Here is a 23683-nt window from a genome sequence, read left to right as displayed (position 1 = left end):
CTTTATACCGCTCTCTCTGGTGGCCCGTTAGTAAATGACTATAAATAATACAGCATTTCTAGGGCAATCCTTTTTCATCGATTATACAGGTTCATTAATTGCAAAATAAAATTAACCCTATTTTTGATAGTATCTTTTGGTACTTCGATTAAGTCATAGCCACAGACAGTATGTGCTTCCTTAATCGCTTTCCAGGTTTCTATTGCTTCCTGAAAATCTTGTTGTCTTTCCAAATCATGTTTATATATCTCAGGCCATGGTGGGAAGATAAAAACTGAAGTGCTATATCGATATTGCTGAGTGGCTCGCACTATTTCGGTATTTATTTTGCCACAAAATCGTTGGGAATAACCATATAAGTCCGGAATGCCACGGTCAAAAAAAACGGGCTGATTCACCAGCTCCATTCTTTTAAAATCTGCTATGGACTGTTCAAGCATTAAATCACAAAAATTATCTCTATTGCCAGAATGTGTTGCATTGCCACCAACGGCATTTTGAGCTTGGATAATTTTGCGAGCTACTTCAGGCACAACAAGTTGGCCTTGTTTGTTTAATTCATTTAATACAGAGGTTTTCCCAGCGCCTGGGCCACCTGTTATTAAGAAAAAATTGGGTTTGTTTATGGGGTGATGAACGGTGCTTTTGGGCATAATGAAAATTCCAGTTATTTCATAATTTAAAAAGTGGATTCATAGGCAGTTTTCATAGCTGATGATTTATTCCAGTTGAAACTTCCCCATCCTGGTGCAATTCCAAGTGAGAGACTTGACCTTGTTTATTTTTGAAAAAATTAATTTGGATGTCTGGTATTTTCCCAAAAAATTTAGTTTCTGATTCGGGAAAAAGTTGTGTTTTTGGTTGATTTGTTTCTTGCGCCACTAAGTAGCCATTTTCTAGAGAAATAACCAGTTGCTTTAAGGGTGTTAAGCCGTATGCACCAACATAAGGCTCAATGTTATATGTACCAACATATTGAGCAAGTGTTTCAGATGATACATTTATTTCTTCTTTCTCTGAGGGTAATACAACCGCTTTGCCATGAGCTATGGTTACCATTTTCAAAGCTAGATCCTGCGCAACATAACCTAATGCATTTAGGTTGGCCAGTACGATTACTGTCAACTTGTCATCTGGCGAGTAGATTAGTTTTGTATTGAATCCACTGGTGCCACCGGCATGTGTTATTGATTTATGCCCATCTAAAGAATGTATTCTTACTCCGAAGCCATAATCATTTTTAAAAGGTTCAATCATTTTCTCTAGTGATGTCGGTGATAGTATTTGTCCTCCGAACAATCCTTGTTCCCATAGCAGCAAATCGTGAGTAGTAGAGTAAAGAGAACCCGCTGAATAGGGGATGCTCATATCTAAGTAATCTGCATTACAAAGTCCATTGGGACTCACCATATAGCCAGACGCGCGATGTAATATTATCTCAGAATGGGAGTCATATCCTGAATCGTTCATATCAAGAGGTTTGAAGATATTATGAACAACAAAATCTGCATAGCTTTGACCACTTATTTTTTCGATAAGATAGCCGAGGAGCACATAGGCCGAGTTGTTGTACTCAAAGTCTGAACCGGGTTGGAAATTTAATGGTTTGTTGCGAAAAAAATCGATTTGTTGTTCTGGTGTTTTGGTACTTGTAGTAAATGCAGCAAAGTCTGGGAAACTGGTGTAACTAGGAATTCCAGAAGTGTGGTTTAACAAATGGAAGAGAGATACCTTTTCCCAAGCAGAAGGTGCATCTGGCATGTATTTATTAATGAAATCGCTTATTTTAAGCTTACCCTGTTCTTCAAGCAATAAAATCGCTACGGCTGTAAACTGCTTTGTGAGGGAGGCGATGCGAAATTTTGTAGTTGTTGTATTAGGTATTTGCCACTCAAGATTGGCGTAGCCATAACCTTTATCCAGAATAATATGCCCATGTTGTGCTACAAGAATTGATCCCATGAATTGTTTATCTGCTACATACGACTGTACAACCTGTTCCATGCGCAATACTTGTTTATTCATCCTCATCCTCATTCTTAACCCAATAATCTGCAGGGCCACCGCCAGGTGTTGGCCTGGTTGATAATGGGCTTAGCTTATATGTTGATCCTTTCTCGTTGCCGCTGGATCCACTAGATTCATTTTTTCGATTTGCAATGATGGTTTTGTTTACCGTATCAATTGAAATTTTATCCTTAAATATTAAGAGCAAATCATTATCATGCATCGTATTATCATTCTCGAATTTACAAGCGACAAATAGAATTGCATCATTTTTATCATTAAATTGAGCAATTGTTTTTCTTTCTAAAGAATCCAGGGTTTTTATCATGACTTGGAAAATAAATGGGGCTGCATTATTAAAATCACCATTACCCTCTGCGTATTTGGCATGGGTTATGGAAATGTTCTCGTTATTTAATTCATGTAATAGTTCATGGTCATCATATAGTCTATAAATAACTTTTTTTCTTTCCACATCATTTATAGATGATTTTTTTGTCATAAAAAATTTTGCGTCATTTAATTCATTAAATTCAGCAATAAGTTTTTCTTCGCCTCTTGCATAATGTTCGGTAATTTTAAAATTCATATGACATCTCAAATAAATAGTCATTTTTAATGATAGCATATTGATGTACTAGGGAAGCCAAGAAGGTGCCCGACCCTTAACCTGAACTTATTAAATGGAAAGAGTGCTTTTTCCCGCATCTAATATAACCTCTTTCCCAATTGGTAGAACGCATCGTTTTGCGCCGTGACCATAAGGAAAGTCTTTAATGCAAGTGACTTTAAAATGAGAGCTCCATTCATTAATTACGTCATCAACAGTACCTTCCAGAGAATTTGAGTCTTTTCCTGTGGAATTTTCAAATTGACCAATGATAATACCCGCTACTTGATTAAAAACACCAGCTAAGTCCAATTGAGAGAGCATTCTATCAAGATTGTAAGGTTCAATATTAATATCTTCTATCATTAAAATACCTCCTTCAAATTCGGGTTGAAAAGGAGTTCCCATTAACGTTGTGAGTAATGTTAAATTCCCCCCAACTATGGGACCTTTAGCGGTTCCTGGACAAACGCATACTCCCTCAGTGATTCGATAAGATTTTCCAAATAAACAAGCCATCAATGTTTGTTCAATCAGGGTGTTGGGCTGAATGGTTAAAGTAAACCCTGTGTAGGTGACCAGCTTGGTTTTTTTCAACAAACCGAGTTGTAAAGCAGTTGTATCACTAAATCCAACTAATATTTTGGGGTGAGATCGAATTACATCGTAATCAAGTAAAGGTAATAGTCGCTGGGAACCTTGGCCGCCACGCGTTGCTATAATCGCTTTAACCGTAGAATCTTTAAAAAAATCCATCAGGTCCTTTGCGCGATCTATATCATTACCTGCTAGAAAACGATCTGAATCATAAATATGATTTCCAAGTTTCACTTTAAATCCATTTTTCTCTAAAAATTGCACACCTGCTTCAATAGCACCAGGCACTAAGGGGCTTGATGGAGTAACTAATCCTATGGTGTCACCTGGTCTTAGTGGCGCAGGACAAAGAGATCTCATGTTGTTCTCCGAAAATACTTAAGTAGATTGAGATATTTGAGCTTCTAGTGCCATATTAATGATTTCATCTAGAGTAAGCTGGTTTAGATTGTATTCCAAAGCAATGAAGTTATGGTTGGTAATTGATAATTTATCGCTATATTTTTTGTCACAAGTGCAATTGATTGGAACTATAGTAAAGTTATTTTTTAGCTCACTATTTACTATATTGTTTAAGTGCTCAGCTCCTAATATTAAAACTGCCCCCTTACCTAAAGTTTTTATATCAATAATCCAACTTTGCTCACGAGCATCAATACCGAACTCTTCTTCAGGGATTTCATGATAAGGATAAGGTGCTTCAATATCACCGTAATGAAGTTTGGCTTCAAGGTCTTTTACTTGGATACAAAGATTCGTTTGGGCAAAAGATAGCAGTGAATTGGTAGCATTTACTGGTGCATCGAAACCATGTTCTTTATGATGCAAATTGATTGTTTCGTGAAATAACCACTCAACTCCAAGTTTTTTTGCAATAAGGAGTACGATGACTTGTAATAAAAATGAATTTTTTGAATCATGAATTTCCGCAAGAATCAGCAATAGTGGTTTAGCTTTTTCTTCGGATTGTTTCATACCCTTATTTATTAATTTATAAAGGTTTTGATAAATGGTTTTTGTGAGCTCGATGGTTAATGGAGGGTAAAATAAGGGCGGATAATCATTTTTAATGTGTTGTACTATCGTTTTATCTAATTCACCAGCAAATAATTGCTTCTCAAGAAAATCTGAAATATCTTCTGCTGCCACCTTGGTAAAAGATCCATTATCAAGAAGTACCGTCAGTTCAGGTTTTGAATCTATAACAGTATATATTGACTCAATATTCTTTTTTGTTGCACATTTATTGATATATCGATAAGCAACATAGGATTGTGGTTCTTCGAATTTAAATGGATCGTATAAGAATACATGACAGCAAGTCTTGCGGTCATATAAATCATACTTTTCTCTCAGGGATGTATTATCATTTTTAGTCTTTAATTTAGGATTAGTTTCTTCTAGTACGTATTTCCCTGTTAGATATAGAGAGCATGTTGCTTTTTTGTCAGCGGAACAGGTAAATTCTTCAGAACTTAAGTTTTCTATTTTAATGAACTTCGCTAAGCTAATAAATTTTTGAAATTCTGGGCTATTTTTCCCGCCAAGCTTTATAAAATAGGAGCTGATTTCTCGGGAAAGAAACAATTTTTTAACTAGCATTTCTTCCATTTCTTCCCACAAATCATTGACTAAGACAACATCACCATCGTAGGTTCTGTTTTTTATTCGCAAGGATTCTAATGCAATGTTTTCAGCAAGAAATAATAAAATTAAATAGAATTTAATTGTTCTATTTGATCCTAATCTTTTAATCTCGTTTTCCGTTAGTGGACGCTCTTCATAATGACCCTCTTTATTAAATCTGATTTTTTGGAAATGACTTAATTCTGCTAATAGAACAGGGTCTCTTGAAGAAAGTTCAATGTAGGATATTAAGCGATCAATGTCTGAAATTTTTAATCTGTCGATTGCCAACCTGTACTCCTTAATTTGAATTCTATATTGTCATCTTGGATAAACGGTCAAGGTGATAATCAATCAATTTTTTAACTTTGTTTTTATCAAAGTCTGGGCAGAATCTTGGGTAAGTACGGTCAAGACCATAAGCCCATTTTTCCAATATGGCATGATCATATTCCAGCATCTCTTCTATGATAAATTGTGGAGTATAGAAATCATCAGAATGAACACCTACACCACCATCGTATAAGTCCCCTGTTGGGAGTCTAATAACGACATGATCACACTCATCACCTGAAGGCATCATAACAAAGCAGATATATACTTTTTCAGGGAAACGATTATTCCATGCTTCATAAAATAACTGAGCAAATACACCACAAGGACCGTAATTAATTCTAGGGGTGCTTTCATGAAAACCTAATAACTGGTTTATGTCACTTGTTAGATCATTTAGTATGGTTTTGGCTTGATCATTCATTAGTTCGATGCATCCTATGAAAATGGAGTTAAAGCTCTAATCATAACAATATAGTCTGGGTCTCGGCTGAAGGTTGATGTTACAAACCCCGCTTTTTCATAGCATCGAATTGCGTGAATATTATTACTGTTTGGATCAACGAGAATAGTTTTGAACTGAGTTAAATATTCTGAGATAAAGTTGTTTATTATAGATTCCCCTATGCCCTTGCCACGATCTTTTGCTTGTGCAATAAAAAGATCAACTCCGGCAAGTTGATTTGGAGTGTATTCATTGAATAAAGGGTTGTTATAACCCTTTATACCTTCAGGTAAAGACACTGTCAGGCAATAATATTGTATAAATCCTATGGCTTTATTATTTTTGATAATGATAAAGCTGGGTACATTTTCTTGGCCTAAAATTCTGGGTAGGTATTTATTTTGAATATCTTTAAGAGACCAAGCTTGGTTTCTAGCATACAATTGGTTAATCGTTGGTTCTTTGAACCAAGTGTAGAGAAGTTCTAGGTCATTTTCGCATAGTCTCTTGAATTGTAGAGAGTTCATTCTGTAGGCCAATTCACGTTTAGATTGGGTAGATTATCAAGATCATATTTTGCGTAGACAAGAGTATCGCTGATTTCACCTGTAATTGGTTTTTTTCTATTTGATTTTAGGGTTGCCTCTAAGGTGTAATTCAGTCGCTCGGGAACCATTCGACTTCTGCTATTATCAAGGTCACAGGTAATGGCCATTCGTTTTACGCCTAATTGTTTGAACGCATATTGTGTAATGGCATTAATCGCTTCGGTCATCAAACCTTCTTTTGCACGAGAGCTGCGTATCCAATATCCTGTCTCAACAGAGGGTACTTCCCAAATAATATGATGAAAGCCAGTTCCGCCAATAAATTCTCCGGTGGTTTTGTCATAAATAAATAGTTGAAGCCACGGTTCTTCATTTCTCTTTAGAATCCAGTTGGCAGCAGCGAGTCGAGCCTGTTCTTCTGAGTCTTCTACAGAGGGCTTTGTTTTAGCCCAATCCATAAATCGATGGAGTTCTTCATAGGATTCTAAAATAGCGGCATTCACTGCCTTACCGTCATTTACTTGGGTGGGTCTTATTAATAACCTGGGGGTTATTATTGGCATGGGTAGGTTTATCAAAATCGGTTTCATTAATTATCCTTGGACTCATCCTTAACAGGTCATAATTTAATAAATCTATTTAGACTTATAACCGACCCAACTAATTCACAGCTGGTATCGGGATCGACTCGAACACTTGCCCAATCTTCATTAAGCGCAATTAATTCAAATGCTGGAGATGTTTTAGAAGCAGAAAGCTGCTTATATTTGCGAATAATCACTTCATTTTCAGAATCAAGCTTAGCCACCACAAAATCTCCTGGATTTGGAGTAGTATCAGGATCAATGATGAGCACATCATTCACTCTGAATTCTGGAGTCATACTGTCATCCCTCACTTCCATCGCAAAGGCATTTGGACCGATACGCTCAGTCAGTCCTGAACTAACTGGGATTAATGCAACCTTTTCAGAGTAGTGCTCCTCTTTGATTTGTTGAATAAATAGCGCAGGATTTGCAGCCTGCTTGTAATCCAGCACTGGAATTAGAGCACCCAAGCCAGGAGTTTTATTTAATCTTCCTTGTTTGTCATCGGACAAACACATTAAAAAGGATGGTGAAACCTCTAGTGCTTTAGCTAGTTGTTTGATTTCTTCGGGGCCAGGGGTTCTTTCGCCGCGTTCGTAATTGTTGATGCGAGAGACTTTTAAATCCTCTGTTAGCTCTGCCAGAGCCTTTCTCGTTAGGCCTTTGGTGGTTCGTTCATGCCTAATTCGTTGTCCTATTTTCTCTTTGATGTTCATTCCATGTTACGTCCATAAAAATACTTAATAAATATGATACCAGATATTGACACATTCTCAATATGTGTTAAGTTCTAATTATAGTTGCTCGATTTGAGTAATTATGCTCATTAAGAGCATTAATATGGGTCGTTAATTTTCAAAATATAACATACAGCAAAATTGATGATTAATTAAGTCAACGGAAGAAGAGGGAGCAATGGAGTTCACTGTTAATGACAACGAGATGGTTGCATTGTGTGGCTTACCGCACATTCAGCAATTAGCTTATTTTAGAGGGATTAGGCCTTATATGAATGTGAAAACCGGGATAGTGGGAATTGATAGGGGGATAAGCTATCAATCAATTGCTGAACAACTGTATATCGAACCACATCAAGGTATCAAAAGTGTTAGCTTTTCTCGTGCACAAACACGCCGTGCAATCGCTGGTCTTGAAAGAGCGGGTCTTATTAAATTCCAATCCAGAGATCATCAATTAATTTTAAAATGCCTTTTAGCGACAAGGGATTATTATGTCCAGAAAAAAGCCGTCACAAAGCCGTCACAGCAAGGCATCAGTCCTGAATTTCAAGAAGTCCTTGATAATAATAGCCAATCGAACTTTAAACCAGTTAAAGCCGACATAGCTAAATGTGCAAAAGCCGACATACCTCATAAAGAGAATAATTATTTATATTTATTTACGCAATTTGAAAAATTTTGGTCGCATTACCCAAGCAAAAAATCCAAACAAAAAGCGTGGCAGGAGTTTAAACAAATCAATCCCGATGATTTTCTAGTGGACAAAATAATCAGCGCTTTGATTGCACAAGTGAAGAATTGGGATGAGCAAGCATTTGCAGGTGATTGGGTTCCTCCATGGAAGTACCCTGCCAACTGGTTAGCCCAACACTGCTGGGATGATGAAATTTCCTCTGTCAGAAAACAGGAGCGTAGCAATGCAAAACATACAACAACTCATGCAAAAAAATCTGCAATCGAAATTTTCTGGGACTCATGTGGAGACACGGACTTCGATTTCAACGAAGAAGAATCCGGGCAATCAAACACAAGCAACGTCGTCCAGTTCAGCAACCCCAGAAGTTCATGACAAGCGGATTGATACCCTGTTTAGCAGGCTTGGAGCGATTTATGGCCATATCTGGTGGAGTAATTTCCAAAACGAACGTGGGTTGGCTGGTGCTAAAAAAGAGTGGTTTGACGCTTTATTGCGTTTTGATAATCAAATTTTGAAAGAAGTTTTGCTCATGCTTCGTGAGGGGAGAGGGTATCCACCAACACTGCCTCAGTTTATTGAAGATTGTAAAGCAATCCAGGGTCGCAGAATTCCTCGCCCTATGAATCAAGATTCCAACAAACCAGCGAGCCGTGAAGTCGCTGAGATGCATATCAAAGCCATGTTAAAAAAATTAAACAGTTAATCAAAACAGGAGTGTTGCCATGCTAGTACTTACCCGCCGTGTTGGAGAGGAAATCCTCATAGACAAAGGCCAGATTCAAATCAAAATTTTATACGTTCGTAGAGGTCACATTGCGGTAGGGATTCATGCGCCGTCAAATGTGGATGTTGATCGCAAAGAAATCTATTTAAGGAAGAAGGCTAATCCTGAGATTGTCACACAGCAAGAAATTGTTTCAGAAACCAATTAATTATCAACTCAGGGCATGAAGCCCTGATGGAGTTTGTTATGTTCAAATTGTTACTTGCTACTTCACTAAGCATCTTAACTTTTACGACCCACGCGCTGGCAGATGTTACTCAGATTAATCGTTATGCAACAGTCGCTAATAAACCTTTAGCTGCTCAAGTTAATCCTTTATTGGCAGTGCAACAAATTCATTTCCCCCAAGAAGTTAAAACTGTTGGTCAGGCAATAAAATGGTGGTTGCAATACTCTGGTTATTCCTTAGCTGTAAAAGAAAAGCAACCCCAAAGTTTGCAGGCAGTAATGCTGCAGACCTTACCTCAAATCGATAGAAATTTAGGCCCTTTAAGCGTTAAAGATGGACTTGAAGTACTTGCGGGACAGCAAGTCTTTTTGCTGGTTGTTAATCCGTTGCTACGGGAAGTGAATTTCAAATTGAAACCTGGCTATCAATCTGTTGTTAAAAAAATAGTAAGGAGTAAATCATGATTTCATTTAATAAACCTGTGAATAAATGGGTATTTATTGCATTAGTTAATGTAGCGATTGTTAGTGGCATTGTCCTTGGAGCAATGCATTCGAATGACAGTACAACAGACAATGATGTCATTAGTTCTCGTTTAAACGACATTCAATCTCAACTCATTACTCTTCAAACAGAAATTAAAAAGCCAGTAGAAAAAATTGATTTAAGTTCCATCGATCAGGATTTTAATAAACTGGCCGGATTAATTGAACAATTGAAATCTACAGATGAAAGCAAATTAAATCAGTTGGTACTTGAAAGCAGATCAGAATTAACCCAGAAGCTCGATACTATCCATAAGGTCGTTAACACTCTGGATAAGAAAGAACACCCCATCAAATATCTACCCGTTACTGTTTTGCCCTTTAAAGTTCTGAGCATAGACAGCATTCAACAAGTCAGTGTAGCTAGTGTTATCTATGATTTTAAAACTGTCCCAATGGAAAGAGGAGATACCCTGGCTGGATGGTCTGTTTTAGAAATTGATTTTGGGAGGCAACACCTTGTATTTGAAAACAGTAATAAAGATCGTGTTCCAGTGAATATGGAACAAGGTGAGCAACATGTTTAAACAAACAGTACTCACTCTCACTTTGTTATCAACTCATACAGTACACGCTGAATTGAATATCCCTGGCATTAATACTCAACCATTGAATACTCAAAGTGCACAAGATCAAACTTTAGCGAGAGCTGGGTTAACAGTAAATAATGACGATCTAACTTTGGAGCAAGACGTAAACAAATTAAAGCTCAATGAACAACAACTTCATGAAGCCAAAGTTTGGGAGTTAACCCTTGAGGAAGAAAAGCGTTATGTATTCCTCATGAAGAATCGCAGCAAGATCTATTATCAGGGATTAAGACAAACCCCACTGGATATACTGGGGCTTAATGCCAGAAATGAAGACGAACGCAATCATTTTGCAGAACTTGCAGCAGCTCAGGAAGCCCAGAAAGTCTCTAAAAATATTGCCTGGAATAATGCATTTTATAAAGCCTATAACAAGCTCTTTGCCAATGTACCTGTTGTTGGTGATTTTGATCCATCTCCTTACTCACCCTATGCCCATAAGTCTGTTCAACTAAATCAGGGAGACATCCTTTATCTGTTCATGAAACCAGATGAAGCAGTCAAAACTATTTTGATGATTTTAACTGAAGCAATTGAAAATACTCCTGATACTCGCTTACACCTCATGCTGTTAGATAGTGATGATTTATCAATTCAATTATGGGCTAACAAACATCAAATCCCACAACATCTGATAAACAGTGGTCGTCTTACGCTCAATCATGGCGACCTGAATTATCAATCTCTAAAGGCTAATAAAAAAACCACCCCATTGTTATTACTTTCTAAAAACGGCAGTTCTAGCGTTGTTGATCTGGGGAGGTTTTAAGATGAGAAAGATATCACTAATTGCAGGTTTATTGATGATTACTTCCTGCTATGCCTATCAAGTCATCGATATGGAACACTACATCAAAGAATCGCAAGAGCAACTCACAGAAGAATCACTGAAACTTCAGGCAAAACTGGATGCGCGATTACCTGCGACCAGCAAAGCAACAGTGGGCAAAGTATTAAAACGCAAATTAGAATTAATTAACTTTTCTTATTCTATTTTTATCATTGGCGATGATGCTGTATCTCGTCAATGGTTAAAGGATCATGCACAAGAGTTAGAAAAGATAAATGCTCTGGGTTTTATTACTAATATAGACAGCAGTTCCAGTCTGCTGGAACTTCAGGAATTAATCAAAGAACCATTATTGCCTGCTGATGTAGATGACCTCTTAGCCATCTTCAAAGAAAGCCATTACCCACTGATTTTTAATAAAGGTGAGATATGGCAATAAAAACTCAAACCCAAAAGAAATCCAAAAGAATCATCATGAGCTTGCTGTTACTTGTCTTTATCGGTTGGTTGATTTTATTGGGTTGGGCATTGAGTCTATGGGGAATGAATGGCTTTGATTCAGCCTGGCAAACCATCTATGAACTATCCAAACAACAAACTAGTGCAGTCGCAGAATTTAATGATGCTTCAGTGGCTGAGCACTTCAAGTCATGGGTTACCGCAATACCAACTGAAAAAATGACCGACAAAGTAGGAAAAGTTACTACCGTTATTAAAAGTGAATTGAATACCGTCTTACCAGAAAACAACTCTGAATTAGATCAGATAGTAGATGACTTATTTACCACTACAAAACAAGTTGGGTTACTTATCAGCCTGACTGCTCATGTGATGTTTATCAAGCTGATGATTCTTCTGGCAAGCATTCCATTATTTGCTTTAGCTATGACAGCAGGTTTGGTCGATGGTTTGAATCAACGAGCCATTCGCACCGCCTCGTTGGGACGTGAGTCCTCATATGTATTTCATCAATTAAATCGCTACTTCAAACGTGGTTTGCTGATGTTATTGGCCTTATGGCTAGCAGTTCCTTTGTGTATTACCCCAGCACTAATGTTCGTACCCGTCAGTATCTTATTAAGTGTGATGGTTTCCATTACAGCCAGTCGCTTTAAGAAATATTTGTAAGGAGAAAAAATGAAAAGATTGTTTTTGATTTTAATGCTGAGTATGACTTGCTTTGCGACACACGCCAGTGAAGAAGCTCTTAATCAAACGTTGGTCAGAGTTATTAACCAAATCAACGCCATCATGCCCTTGCTGGATGAAGCCCAAACGGAAATTGAACCTAATACTCGAACCCAATTACATATTGAATCTTTTGAAGGATCTGATGGCAAGTCGCATCCTGGGTTGCGTAATGATTTATTGGTTATCCGCAATTCACTAATTGATTACATCAATAAGCCCGCCATCGAACCTAAAACTATCAAGCCTTTAGCGCTTGATTTCATTGGTAAGTAGCCATGGGCAAAGTGGATATCGCTAAAACATTTGCCGCCAGCTTCAAGCAAGCGGCAGGTAATACAGCTGCTGGGGTGTACTCAAGTTGCATTCGGTTCATCGCGATCATGATGGTCATTATCGCAGTGATCTGGTGCATCAATCACTTTATGGGCAATGAAGAAAGAGAACAGGATGGTTTTCTCATTCGTCTTGGCTCTCGTTCAATTCGCATTGTAATGGGACTTTGCCTATTCATTCTAATTTTAATCGTAAAGGGGAATTAACCATGAAAAATAAAAACGTCCAGTTGAATCAATGGTGGCAAAAAATCGGTACGGGTTTTATCACTTTAAACTACGCACCAGCCCTGTTTGCTGATAACTGGTTCCCCAAAATTTCTAATGCCGATGATATTAGTGACGGCAATAAAAGCATGATGACGGTGACAGGAAATTACGTTAGACAAGGATTGGGATTATTACTCTTTATTGCTGCGGTAATGAGTTTTATCAAGTTCATCACAACAGTTCAGCACGGTATAGAGGAATCCAAGAAAAATGACGGTTCGATGGTGGCCTTTGGTACTTTTGCGGTGATGGGTATTACTTATCTGGCAATCAGTATTGTTGCAGGTTATGTGGGTTACACCATGATTACCAAATTCAAGATTTAGGTGGCTGCCATGAACCGACCTTCATCACGCCATCTGTCTCATGATTACGAAGCCTACAAAGGGTTAAGTCTGCGTGAACTATTCTGGATTGTCATTGTAGCAACACTAGGTACTAGCTTGCTTTTTACCTTAAGCGGTATACCTGCAGGCTACCCATTGGCTTTTGGTTGCGTTGGTTTTTTGGTGGGTTTTGTTTTGTCCATTACGGTTTGTCCAAAGCGTGTTGCCCGATTAAAAGCGGGCAAACCTTATGGTTATCTAATGAAGAAAACCATTTTAGGGTTTGCACGTTGGGGCATAAGAACTTCGCCTTATCTTTCTCATAAAGGCATCTGGCAAAAATCCAAATTAGTAGGTGAACCTCATGTTTAATTACTGGAAGAAAATCGATAGCTTAAATCATCTCAACCGCCTGTTATTGGCCTTTATCTCAGTGCTTGTATTCATTGTATCTGGACTGATTATCACTCTGGCTAAATCCCCTAATCGTTATGAATTTTGGCTAACCCCTTCAATGGCAACAAATGGTGGATTAATTAAAGCAGAGCAAATTCCTGCTGAGTATGTGCAAGGGTTTGTTGCAACGTTAATGCCTGCTTTAAATACCTGGTCCAAATCAGGTAAAAGTGAGTTCACTAATAACCTCGCCAGTTTCCACTATTACTTCACCCCACGTCATAGACATTTAATGGAGCAAACACTGGCAGCGTATAAAGATGCTCAACTCTTCAATAGAGTTCAAGTGGCTAGTCTTTATCGCTTTATGGAAGACAGTGATGTGAAAGACATAGGCAATAACATGTGGGAAGTACATCTGGTTTTACGCATCACGCAAAGACTTAAAGACAATAGCCCTATGGTCATTGCTGACAAGGTAGTTGATTACCATCTTCGAGTAGTCAAAGTGACCTTATCTCGCCTGCAAAATCCCTTTCAATTAGCTCTCGATGGTTATACCCAACCAGAAGCCCTGGTCAAAGATTTGTTAGCTACACCTTTGGAGGAAAAACAACATGACAAAGTATAAATGGTTGTTCGTATTAATCAGTGTTTTGGTCAGTATGGAGGTTTTCGCACTCGATGCCGAGCATGTGTTATGGGATAAAACGCCTATTCATTTGAGTATTTCTTTAAATGAGGAACGATTAGTTCATTTCCCCCAAGCCATTAGCATTATCGACAACGAAGCTGGCGAAAAAATCGCAGTATTAAAAATTCAGGATGCTCTTTATCTTAAAGGAAAGGAATCTTTTGATAACAAACGCCTGCTCGTTCAGCTTATGCCCCAAGGCGAAGTGATTATTCTTAACTTATCTGCCAATGAGAAAATCACCGCCAATAAACCTGTAGAAATCTTGTTGGAAAATAAAGAAGAATCTAACAACAATCAACCGGAAACGGCTAACAGTTTTGATATCAACTCAATCACATTGACCCGTTTCGCTATCCAATCCCTATATGCCCCACAAAGACTATTAGTCATTCCTGAAGGGGTTGGTCGTATTCCCATGCAAACCAGAAAACAAATAAGTCTGATTTATGGTGCCAGTATGGAGTCTCGTCCTTTGATTTCATGGCATGGAGGTGCCTTTTATGTCACAGCGATCGAATTAAAAAATCTGTTGAATAAAGAGGTAGTTGTTGATCCTCGTCGCATGGTGGGAAATTGGCAAACCGCTACCTTCTATCCCACCAATACATTAGCACCACGAGGTAAAGAAGACACAACCACCGTATTTCTGGTTTCGGATAGACCATTTAATGAGGCCTTGGTTACTGGTAGGGAGTTTGTACGATGAAGAAAAATGCCGGATTAAAAGTATTAACTGGTGCTGTAGTAGGAGTCGCTGCTTTGATACTAATGAATAGTGGTCATCATTCATCTGTACTTGATAAACAACAAAGCGATCCTAATAACTTAAATGAAGCCATAGCCAGTCAATTCAATGACAATATTCGTGATGTTGCGGCCAGACAGCAAGAGACTGAAAAGAAACTGGCGAGTCTTGAGGCGCAGAATAAAATGCTTAAGGAGCAAAACACTCAAGGAAACATTAATGCACCACAAACCAACAATCCAGAGTTAACCAAAGAGCTTGATGCCCTAAAAGAACAAATCGCAGAACTTAAATCCTCACAGGTACAACAACCTCAGGATCAACCTTATTCAATTAATGGTGAGCCTGCAAAAAAACCAATTAAAAAAAGCACTATTAAAGACATAGATCAGTTACTGATGAAAAATGAAAACAATCAAACCGAACTTGCTTATTGGGACAGACTCAATGCCAAGCGTAAATCTTTAACCGAAAAAACTAAAATCAATCTGAAAAAAACAGAAGTAAAAAAATCTATTCCTTTCTACACCATTCCAGCTGGATCGGATCTTGGTCACACCACTTTATTATCCGCATTAATTGGTGAAGTTCCAGTGGAAGGAAAATTAATGCAACCACTTTTTCCCTTTTCAGCAGTTATTAATCGAGGGGATTTAATGGCTGCAAATGGCATCCCTTTACCGCCTAATATTTCAGGGATGAAGGTCAATGGCTATGCCATAGGAGTAGGCTCATTTCTCGATAACATCAGTTGTGCACGAGCTTATGTCACCTCTGCTTTATTTGTCTTTGATGACGGCCATTTTGTAACCGTCGGCAAGGAGCAAATGAATGGAACCGCTGAGATGATTAATAACGAAAGTCTGGGTTATCTGACTACTGCCTTCGGCAACCCATGCATCAAAGGCCAATATTTTACCAATGCTCCGCGTGTATTAACCGCCATGATTGCAGCAGATGGGGTTAAGGGTTTTGGTAATGCATTGTCTCAATGGCAAATGACCTACACGGCCAATGACAATGGCGGAACTGCTACACCAACAGGTTCTATGGGTAACTACGCTTTAGGCGGTGCGTTATCCCAAGGATCAGTCAAAGCAGCTGATTGGCTGGAAAAAAGGATTCAGGGTAGTTTTGACATGGTATTTGTTCCTGCCAGTGTTGCTTATAAATCAGGGTATAGACCCAATCAATTTTCATTTCATTTAACACAAACCATCAAACTCGATAAAGAAGCGAACGGGAGAGTATTAGATTATGGCCATTCACAACAAACTACGCATGATTTTAGCCTTAGGTAGCACATTGACTTTGAGTGCGTGTGCTTCTTCGATAGTAGCCTCCAAAGCAATACCAGAAGGAGGTTTGACTGTCAGTCAGCTCTATCAGCAAAGCATTAGCGAACCAACACAAAGCTGGTCTGTAAAACGAACACTAAACAAGCCTGTCAATTATGAAGGGTATACACGTGATGCTTCTAATGAAATTCAGAATTTATTTAAGCCCTTAGATAACCCTCAAATTCCAATTTATGTGTTTCCCCATGTGGCTTTAATTGGTGATGAGCAATTGATTAAACCTGGCTACACCACAGGATTTTTTCTCTACAAACAAAACCAGTTTGCTTTGGCATCTGAACAATATTGAGGGGATGGTATGAAGCTATTATTGAATGAAGCCAGCGATTGGTTGTTAGGTTCTAAATCCAGGAGTGCTATTACAGAAAAGGAAGTTAAGAAAGGGTATAACAATCCCCATCCTTCATTACCTGATCAACTCGCTATAGTCGATTTTTGTGATAAACAAAATCTTTTTTTGTTAAATGATGGGATCAGTATCGGCTCAGGATTTGAATTAGCCAGCATACCTGCAGAAGCCGCATCTCCTGCTCATCTAGAGTCAGTTTTTAATAAAATTCGTGACACTTTTGCAGCAGTAGTTCCCTTACATAAAGACGATCCTTGGGTAATGCAAATGTATGTCAATGATGAGTACAGCTTAAAACCTGTTTTGAATCACATCACAAATAATCTTGATCCCAAAATCGCTCAAATGTCCTTTACTCAGGATTATCTGGCCAGACTCGATGATCTATTCACCAAGATGGTAAGACCAGAGGGTTTATTCTTAGATCCTAAAACTGATATGCCTTATCGCGGTAGAAGAAGACGCGTTCGTGTTTTGTTTTATCGTTTATACAAACAAGTTCAACCAACACGAGATCAAGCATTGTTGGAGCATCAAGAAGTGATGGCGCAGATTGAAAGCAAACTGAAATCACCTGGCTTACAACTCAAAAGACTAACAGGTAAGGACTATTACCAATGGTGGGTACGCTGGTTTAATCCTGAACCTGCAATGACTAATGGCAATATTGAGGAATTACTTAGTCGCTTTCCTTACCCCAAAGAAAAACAACCAGCTGGATATAATCTGAGTCAGGCACTATTTTTTACCCCACCTGAAAGTAATGAGAAGGGTTTTGTATTTGATGGTTATCAACATCGAATATTATATGTAGATGGTTTAAGAGAAGCGCCTGAAACAGGTTTGTTGTCTCGTGAGAAGCCTCAAGCAAATCCCAAACATCGTTATGCATTATTAGACAGATTACCAGAGGGAGCAATCTACACTATTCAGGTCACTTTTAGTAATGATGAAGCTCTTGATGCTCATTTAATGCGACTTGAAAAAGGCATCATTGGTACCAGTTTAAAACCGCAACAGGTCAGAGATGATATTAAAACTGCCCGAGATGAATTATCAATGGGCAACAGACTATTTTGGGTTAATCAGGCAATATTCTATCATGCAAAAACTGAAGAACAGGCAATCCAAATTGAAAAAGACCTAAAAGACTTGTTCATTGATGTCAAAATGCCTTTAATACCTTCCAGTTATGATCTTCACCCAATCAACAGTTATCTTAGTGCATTACCCTTTAATTTTGTACCCACTTTTGCTCGGCAATATTTACGATTCGATCGTTTAATCTATGCCTCTGAATTAGCAGCTTTACTGCCCGTCTATGGTCGCAATCAAGGGGCACGACATTTGCCTTGTCTTACATTCTTTAATCGTCTTGGTGAGCCGGTATTGTTTGATCCATTACACACTGACTTTATTAGCCAAAACTCGCATATGGCACTTTTTGCTAACTCAGGTGGTGGGAAATCCGTAGCAGCGGGATGGATAATTAATACACTAATGGCTACTAAAAACGCGCGTATTGTGCTGTTTGAAATGGGTAACTCTTTTGACCGTTTTCTCACCCATTGTCGAGCTAAGGGGAAAAGTGTCAAACAATTATTATTAAGCAATCAAAAAAGCAAAGCTGTTCCTTTAAACCCATTTTGTGAAGCCTACAAAGCGCTTGATGAAATCAGTAGTAATTTAAGTGATGAAAAGGCCAAACACCTGGCTGAAAAAATAATGCAGATGAAAGAAGGATTACATGAGGCTGCAAATTTGGCTGAGCAGGCTTGTAACGAAGAATCACGTAACTATTTGGCTGAGTTGTCACTTGCTTTGCGTACCATGATTACTGAGGCTAATGATTTAGAAGAAAAAAGCTTCACTCTAGCTGATGAAACCATACTAATTGAAGTCTTAAGTGATGCCATATTAACCTCCTTCAATGCCAATATTCCGCAGATGCTAACGGAACATGTATTGGCTGCCTTTGCCAGAAGAATGGAAAAAGAGACCGTTCCTCGCAAAAAAGATCGTATTTTAGATATGCATGACCGATTAAAAAGTTATGTAATTAATAGTAATAAATCCCGCTTTTTTAATGTGCCAACAGAACCTTTAGGTGATTTTGATATTTTCCATGTCGATGTGTCAGCTATTAAAGATGATAAAGGGAAATTGGCTCTGGTTATGGTATCGCTCTTACCACGTATTCTTGCTATGGCTGAAGAAAACCAAAATAACAATCGCCCAACTTTTCTCTTTTTTGACGAAGCCCATATCCAGTTTCAAATTCCATCTGTTGTCACATGCGCACTGCTTGTAGCTAAAGTTGCACGTAAACTGGGCTTGTGGCTCGTTCCCAGTACCCAAAATGTCGCAGACATGAATTCTGAAATGGCCACCAAGATTTTATCACTGATTGAAACATGGATTTTATTAGGCATTGATGAAAAGGAACTGGTTGATGTCCAAAAATTCAAACAATTAACTCCTGAGCAAATAGCGCTTATTCGTGACATTGATTCGCAAAAAGGACTTTACGCTGAGGCAGTCTTACTCGGCTCACGTTATCAAGGATTATTTCGCGTCATTCCAACACGCTACATCTTGGCGTTATTACTCAATGAAAAAGCAGAAAAAGCCGAACGTCATGCACTAGAGGAACAATACGATGTTCTTAAAGCAGCTGAGATTGTGGCTAGTAGATTGGAGAACAAAGTACGCAATCAAAATGATGGAGGTTATTTTTATGAAGATTAACCATTCTGCATTACTGGTATTGTTCCTTGGTTCTACAGTTCTGCATGCTCAGGAAAGCCTCAAACCACCTAATCCTATTAGCAGTTTTGGTATTGCAACCAAAGTCATTAGTAAAATCTTTACCTATAGCCATTATAAAGTCATAGGCAGTTGCACTTGGGCAGTTGGAAAGCTGCCACCAAAATTGGTTCCTGTGCCTGCGGTGGAACAGTTTCTTCCTGATTTAATTGTCACCGTTGCTAATAGACCTGAAACCAATCCATGGATAGAAGCTAAAGCTTTGTTTGAAAATCTTGCCAGTCAAACGTTGTATAAACAAACTTATAAGTTGGCGACAGGTTCAGATTTGGATTTTGGTGATGATGCAGGACAGATTAACTCAATGCACCTTAATGATGAGCGAACCAGAATCGTAGATGTGATAGGTAGTCCTGCTGGATTGTATCGTTTTCCTTACCTTTCGCACCGTCCCGAAACACGATTCGGATTTCCCTATTACATTAGTGAAGCTGATGCTGTATCCGATAGAACTGAAATCGCTGAAATTGCTTATATGGCTACTCATCCTCAATTATTGTTTAACCACGATATTGGAAGTCAAACTGATATTTGGGGCCATGAAATTCCACGATTAATGAGAGTAACTCAACCCTCACGATTTCGTGCATCAATTGTTGCTGCAATGCATGCTGCTGATATCGTTACCAATAAAAACAGTCTGCATGTCACTCAAAGTACCAGTAATTCTTGTGGTCCAAATTGTGTTGTTTCCAACGTGATTTTTGACCCAAAACGTAAGCAGGTAATTTGGCAGGAAGTCTATCCCAAGAATCGTAATATAAACCCAACTGACTCAAGTGATATGGGCATAGAAGATGATAAAGCAGGAAATGGAAATTATGTCTTTGTGGTTTGGCGTAAATATCGTGGCTGTATTCATCATGAAGGAAAGTACATCCGCGCTCTGTCATTTCCCAAAGTAGGTCAACCTCAAAAACGATAGGAAGAAATTATGAATAAAATAACAATTGCACTAATTATTTGTTTCATGCCATCAATCTTGTTGGCCGGTTCATTTATGCCCAATGAATCAGATTACTATTATAAATTGGGAGGTTCATCCAATTTATATATACCCCCTGTCAATAACGATCAAACCATAACTATAGGTGGAAATTTTGATGGTCGCCTGGGTTTTACCTGTAGTGGTTTTAATCCCGTCGTTTCTATCACCAATACTTTTCAGGATATGAAATCTTCAGCAATGAATATACCTGGTGGAATTATTGATAATTTGAAAGGCTCCGTAGCTGGTTTTCCTATGTATAAGCTACAGCAATCCATGCCAGCTCTTTATAACGTTTTGCAAAATACTGCATCTGGTGCGCTAAATGAATTTGCCGTCAAAGTGAAAGATTGCCAGGACGTTAAACAGACTCTGGAGGAAGGTCAGTCGCCTATGGAAAGTATGTTATCAGTTTCAGACAGTCAAGGTTGGCTAGACGCTGCTAGACGTGCAAAAACAGAAAATGTAGATGTTACTGCAACTGCCAAAAACATCGCAAAGAAAAGAGATGAATATGGCTTACCATGGATTGGACATGAAGCAGGTAATGCAGGTGGTAAGTATCAAAGACCAATTAAAGTCATTAATGATGTGGTGATAGCTGGTTACAACATTCTACTAAACCGAAAACCTTTAAATAACGATAAAAAAGCAGATGTAACCACACCAATGACTCAGAACTGGAAAACTCCAAAGGAAGCTGCTGACTGGGCAGTAAAAGTATTAGGAGATATTCATGTCAGCGCCAGTGAAGATAAAAACGATAAAACCAAACATGATGCCCAAGCAGGTATAGGATTATCTGCTTTATTACAAAGCTGCGACAGTAGCAACACATGCACCTCTAATGTAGCTAAAGCACTGTGGAAATTGGTTGATAAACAATGGCCTTTGACTGAAGAAAAACTCAGATTAGTGAGCGCATCTAATTTGATGATTACAGATGAAATTATCATCACTATTCAACGTTTACCTCGTGAAGAACAAATACTCACAGTATCCAAACTAGCTGAACAAATTGCTGTGCAAAACATGCTGGATAAGGCATTGATGATGCGCAAAATTCTCCAAGCTGGATTACAAGTACAAGAAGTACAAAACCTGAAACCTGCCTTGGATATGGTGCGGTTTGCATTAAAAAAGCTGGATGACGATATTCATTCACTGGCATTTGAAAGTGAAGTACGCAAAAAAATGATGACAGAAACTCTAACTATGTTAATGGACATGCGCTCCAATGAAATAGCTAAAGGTTTACCAGGTGATGATCATGAGCAATCAAGTGTGAAAAATGGAGCTGTGTATGTGAAACCCCAAACCAACTTCAAAGGAGATTGATATGGTAGTTTTTAGTCCATTATCCCTCTACACCACCTATTTAGGTTGGCAGCAATATGAGGTGTTGTTCAATGCCCTGTGGCAAACAGGGCTACTTTATCTTGGCTTTCTTATGGTGGGCTATCGGTTTTTGAAAAATGTCCTGGCTCCAGCTGGATCTACCCATCACGCAGCCGAACATGCCTTAAATAATTTTCTTTATGAATTGGCAATGACATTCTTAATTTGCGGGATATTCGTTTATCCCTGTGTCCCTCTGGAAGAAAAAGCTCTAAGTTTTAAACCCATGTGTGGAATTAAAAAGGGTTCTGATGCCAAGACATCTACATTAAAAGATACCGGAACTACTTACGATGAAGCCTTCGCTGATGTTTTGACCCCCAGTGTCAAAATGCCTATAGGATTTGCCATTTTGCAAAACTATATGTCTGGGATCACTTATGGCTTAATGAAAGTAACAGGGTGTACTGATAGCTTACAAGCCATCGAAGGTGATTTAATTTCCACGTATCTGCCAACAGAGGTTCGGGAACAAGCTCTAAAATTTCATAGGCAATGTTTTTTGGAGGCCAGAAACAGTTATCACAATGAACCATATGACAAGGTCAAGGTAAAAGAAATCCTGAAAAAATATGGTGGTGAAGAAGATCTGAAATGGATAGGTTCAAAAGTCTATCAAACTCTGTACTACGGAAAAATTCATGCCAGACAACCTGTACCAGGATTTAGTTTTAAAGAAGCTCCCAATAGCAATTTGGAAAAGGCGGCTCAACGAGGTGATATTGATTCAAAACACTTGCCAGAGGAAGGTTATCCAACATGTAATCAATGGTGGGGTAAATTAAAAACAGATTTGGTGAAAGTCGCCAATGATGCCAGTGTTTTTGATAGCCATTTGAATTATTTCGCTGTGTTGGACAGAGTTCGTACTTTTAAAACTAACCATCCTAAAGCATGGGGTTCACAATTAAGCTCAGAAGATTACATCGCCAAGATGCTGCTTAACGATAGCCGTGATATGCAAGCCAACAGTGTTAAAAATCTTATGGATAATACTAATGGTGCATTCGGTGGTGCCATATCCCATGGACTGGTTAACATGGGGCAATGGACAAAATCATGGACTTCAACACCATTGAAACGGGAAGCTATTATGCAAACACTACCTGTAATGCAAGCTTTCCTATATTTTTTTCTGATTATTATGACTCCAGTTATTTTAGCTTTAAGCGGATATAACCCTAAGGCATTAGGCAGTATCTGTGGTTTATTCATCATGGCTATCTTTCTGCAATATCTCTGGCATTTGGTTGGTTTTGTTGAACGGAGTGTACTTGATCCTTTGGGCCAAAATGATGCCGTTTCTGCCATGCGTAATATGGCTGTGATGTTTTATTTCATTGCACCTATGTTGTTGTTGAAACTGTCCAGTCATTTTGGTGGAGAGGCAGGGGCAGGGTTATCTAGTTTGATAAATGAAGCGGGCCAACAAAGTGATAAAGTTGCTAATTCAGCATCAGACACTATAAGACAAGGAGCAAAAATAGCCAGTGCGGGGAAAATGCTATGAGTCAAATAACTTCATTCACCATGAATGCTTTTGGCATACTCAGATCCACTGATCGCATCTTCCTCATAAAGCTGTTGTGCTTTTCCGGCGATATAGCGTGTTTTAGATCGATCATCCGAGGCAAAGGACGCTATTGCTTGCAAAGTTAAAAATGCAAATTTCCAAAGGATTTTCAATGCCATAAAGGCCATGGATTTACGACTCTTGATATTCCTAATCATAAGGGGGG

At 38.5% G+C, this 23683-nt stretch carries 30 protein-coding genes; 20 read left to right on the top strand and 10 right to left on the bottom strand.

What is annotated here, in order from left to right:
- Positions 1-74 precede the first annotated feature (74 nt).
- The 9 genes from E1P08_RS11775 to E1P08_RS11735 all read right to left on the bottom strand — a co-directional run bounded on the left by E1P08_RS11775 (position 75) and on the right by E1P08_RS11735 (position 7469).
- The gene (locus E1P08_RS11775) at positions 75-653 is read right to left on the bottom strand and encodes an AAA family ATPase (RefSeq protein WP_133137204.1); all 579 of its coding nucleotides are present in this window, start codon (positions 651-653) and stop codon (positions 75-77) included.
- A gap of 52 nt (positions 654-705) precedes the next feature.
- Entirely contained in the window at positions 706-2025 is a 1320-nt protein-coding gene (locus E1P08_RS11770; RefSeq protein WP_165485164.1) for a serine hydrolase, read from the bottom strand.
- On the bottom strand, positions 2018-2596 hold the full coding sequence (locus tag E1P08_RS11765; RefSeq protein WP_133137202.1) for a hypothetical protein: 579 nt from the start codon (positions 2594-2596) through the stop codon (positions 2018-2020). The genes E1P08_RS11770 and E1P08_RS11765 overlap by 8 nt, the downstream gene beginning before the upstream one ends.
- A 90-nt stretch (positions 2597-2686) precedes the next feature.
- Positions 2687-3574, bottom strand: coding sequence for a S66 peptidase family protein (locus E1P08_RS11760; protein WP_133137201.1), 888 nt, complete (start codon positions 3572-3574; stop codon positions 2687-2689).
- Between the two features lie 18 nt (positions 3575-3592).
- Positions 3593-5131, bottom strand: coding sequence for a hypothetical protein (locus tag E1P08_RS11755; RefSeq protein WP_133137200.1), 1539 nt, complete (start codon positions 5129-5131; stop codon positions 3593-3595).
- Positions 5132-5153: 22 nt separating this feature from the next.
- Entirely contained in the window at positions 5154-5597 is a 444-nt protein-coding gene (locus E1P08_RS11750; RefSeq protein WP_133137199.1) for a hypothetical protein, read from the bottom strand.
- Between the two features lie 14 nt (positions 5598-5611).
- Positions 5612-6145 (bottom strand): GNAT family N-acetyltransferase, encoded by a 534-nt coding sequence (locus tag E1P08_RS11745; RefSeq protein ID WP_133137198.1) that lies wholly within the window; start codon positions 6143-6145, stop codon positions 5612-5614.
- Positions 6142-6756, bottom strand: coding sequence for a GNAT family N-acetyltransferase (locus tag E1P08_RS11740; RefSeq protein WP_133137197.1), 615 nt, complete (start codon positions 6754-6756; stop codon positions 6142-6144). Before E1P08_RS11740 ends, E1P08_RS11745 begins: the two co-directional genes overlap by 4 nt.
- A 29-nt stretch (positions 6757-6785) precedes the next feature.
- Entirely contained in the window at positions 6786-7469 is a 684-nt protein-coding gene (locus E1P08_RS11735) for a LexA family protein (RefSeq protein WP_045096252.1), read from the bottom strand.
- Between the two features lie 292 nt (positions 7470-7761).
- Between E1P08_RS11735 and E1P08_RS11730 the strand changes: the two genes are divergently transcribed.
- The 20 genes from E1P08_RS11730 to E1P08_RS11635 are packed head-to-tail and all read left to right on the top strand — an operon-like array spanning position 7762 to position 23454.
- Positions 7762-8562, top strand: coding sequence for a hypothetical protein (locus E1P08_RS11730; RefSeq protein ID WP_242602447.1), 801 nt, complete (start codon positions 7762-7764; stop codon positions 8560-8562).
- On the top strand, positions 8471-8893 hold the full coding sequence (locus E1P08_RS11725; RefSeq protein WP_242602446.1) for a Vir protein: 423 nt from the start codon (positions 8471-8473) through the stop codon (positions 8891-8893). Before E1P08_RS11730 ends, E1P08_RS11725 begins: the two co-directional genes overlap by 92 nt.
- A gap of 19 nt (positions 8894-8912) precedes the next feature.
- Positions 8913-9122 carry a carbon storage regulator gene (locus tag E1P08_RS11720; protein ID WP_045096250.1) on the top strand — a complete coding sequence of 70 codons (210 nt, stop codon included), beginning with the start codon at positions 8913-8915 and terminating at the stop codon, positions 9120-9122.
- A gap of 38 nt (positions 9123-9160) precedes the next feature.
- Complete coding sequence (pilL2, locus tag E1P08_RS11715) at positions 9161-9607, top strand: PFGI-1 class ICE element type IV pilus protein PilL2 (protein ID WP_045096249.1); 447 nt, start codon at positions 9161-9163, stop codon at positions 9605-9607.
- The gene (locus E1P08_RS11710) at positions 9604-10215 is read left to right on the top strand and encodes a hypothetical protein (RefSeq protein ID WP_133137195.1); all 612 of its coding nucleotides are present in this window, start codon (positions 9604-9606) and stop codon (positions 10213-10215) included. The genes pilL2 and E1P08_RS11710 overlap by 4 nt, the downstream gene beginning before the upstream one ends.
- Positions 10208-11047 (top strand): TIGR03759 family integrating conjugative element protein, encoded by an 840-nt coding sequence (locus E1P08_RS11705; protein WP_133137194.1) that lies wholly within the window; start codon positions 10208-10210, stop codon positions 11045-11047. The genes E1P08_RS11710 and E1P08_RS11705 overlap by 8 nt, the downstream gene beginning before the upstream one ends.
- A gap of 1 nt (position 11048) precedes the next feature.
- Complete coding sequence (locus E1P08_RS11700; protein WP_133137193.1) at positions 11049-11507, top strand: PFL_4695 family integrating conjugative element protein; 459 nt, start codon at positions 11049-11051, stop codon at positions 11505-11507.
- Positions 11498-12196, top strand: a complete 699-nt coding sequence (locus E1P08_RS11695; protein ID WP_045096245.1) for a TIGR03747 family integrating conjugative element membrane protein — start codon at positions 11498-11500, stop codon at positions 12194-12196. Before E1P08_RS11700 ends, E1P08_RS11695 begins: the two co-directional genes overlap by 10 nt.
- A 9-nt stretch (positions 12197-12205) precedes the next feature.
- The gene (locus tag E1P08_RS11690; RefSeq protein WP_133137192.1) at positions 12206-12532 is read left to right on the top strand and encodes a hypothetical protein; all 327 of its coding nucleotides are present in this window, start codon (positions 12206-12208) and stop codon (positions 12530-12532) included.
- Positions 12533-12534: 2 nt separating this feature from the next.
- The gene (locus tag E1P08_RS11685; protein WP_040534879.1) at positions 12535-12798 is read left to right on the top strand and encodes a hypothetical protein; all 264 of its coding nucleotides are present in this window, start codon (positions 12535-12537) and stop codon (positions 12796-12798) included.
- 2 nt (positions 12799-12800) lie between these two features.
- Positions 12801-13187, top strand: a complete 387-nt coding sequence (locus E1P08_RS11680; RefSeq protein WP_045096243.1) for a hypothetical protein — start codon at positions 12801-12803, stop codon at positions 13185-13187.
- Between the two features lie 9 nt (positions 13188-13196).
- Positions 13197-13559 (top strand): TIGR03750 family conjugal transfer protein, encoded by a 363-nt coding sequence (locus E1P08_RS11675; protein WP_045096242.1) that lies wholly within the window; start codon positions 13197-13199, stop codon positions 13557-13559.
- A complete protein-coding gene (locus E1P08_RS11670; RefSeq protein ID WP_045096241.1) occupies positions 13552-14214 on the top strand; it encodes a DUF2895 family protein in 663 nt (220 codons plus the stop codon). The genes E1P08_RS11675 and E1P08_RS11670 overlap by 8 nt, the downstream gene beginning before the upstream one ends.
- The gene (locus E1P08_RS11665) at positions 14201-14986 is read left to right on the top strand and encodes a TIGR03749 family integrating conjugative element protein (RefSeq protein WP_045096240.1); all 786 of its coding nucleotides are present in this window, start codon (positions 14201-14203) and stop codon (positions 14984-14986) included. Before E1P08_RS11670 ends, E1P08_RS11665 begins: the two co-directional genes overlap by 14 nt.
- The gene (locus tag E1P08_RS11660) at positions 14983-16326 is read left to right on the top strand and encodes a TIGR03752 family integrating conjugative element protein (RefSeq protein ID WP_133137191.1); all 1344 of its coding nucleotides are present in this window, start codon (positions 14983-14985) and stop codon (positions 16324-16326) included. Before E1P08_RS11665 ends, E1P08_RS11660 begins: the two co-directional genes overlap by 4 nt.
- Positions 16283-16672, top strand: a complete 390-nt coding sequence (locus tag E1P08_RS11655) for a TIGR03751 family conjugal transfer lipoprotein (protein WP_133137190.1) — start codon at positions 16283-16285, stop codon at positions 16670-16672. The genes E1P08_RS11660 and E1P08_RS11655 overlap by 44 nt, the downstream gene beginning before the upstream one ends.
- Positions 16673-16681: 9 nt before the next feature.
- Positions 16682-19480 carry a conjugative transfer ATPase gene (locus E1P08_RS11650; protein ID WP_133137189.1) on the top strand — a complete coding sequence of 933 codons (2799 nt, stop codon included), beginning with the start codon at positions 16682-16684 and terminating at the stop codon, positions 19478-19480.
- Positions 19470-20483, top strand: a complete 1014-nt coding sequence (locus tag E1P08_RS11645; RefSeq protein WP_133137188.1) for a TIGR03756 family integrating conjugative element protein — start codon at positions 19470-19472, stop codon at positions 20481-20483. Before E1P08_RS11650 ends, E1P08_RS11645 begins: the two co-directional genes overlap by 11 nt.
- Before the next feature lie 9 nt (positions 20484-20492).
- The gene (locus E1P08_RS11640) at positions 20493-21884 is read left to right on the top strand and encodes an integrating conjugative element protein (protein ID WP_133137187.1); all 1392 of its coding nucleotides are present in this window, start codon (positions 20493-20495) and stop codon (positions 21882-21884) included.
- 1 nt (position 21885) lies between these two features.
- Complete coding sequence (locus tag E1P08_RS11635) at positions 21886-23454, top strand: conjugal transfer protein TraG N-terminal domain-containing protein (RefSeq protein ID WP_133137186.1); 1569 nt, start codon at positions 21886-21888, stop codon at positions 23452-23454.
- A gap of 11 nt (positions 23455-23465) precedes the next feature.
- Here the strand turns inward: E1P08_RS11635 and E1P08_RS11630 are convergent, their stop codons facing one another.
- Positions 23466-23675, bottom strand: coding sequence for a hypothetical protein (locus E1P08_RS11630; protein WP_133137185.1), 210 nt, complete (start codon positions 23673-23675; stop codon positions 23466-23468).
- Positions 23676-23683 lie beyond the last annotated feature (8 nt).

This window comes from Legionella rowbothamii (genome assembly GCF_900639985.1).
In the GTDB taxonomy this organism is placed as follows: Bacteria; Pseudomonadota; Gammaproteobacteria; order Legionellales; family Legionellaceae; genus Legionella; species Legionella rowbothamii.
This window is presented reverse-complemented; position numbering and strand designations above follow the sequence as displayed.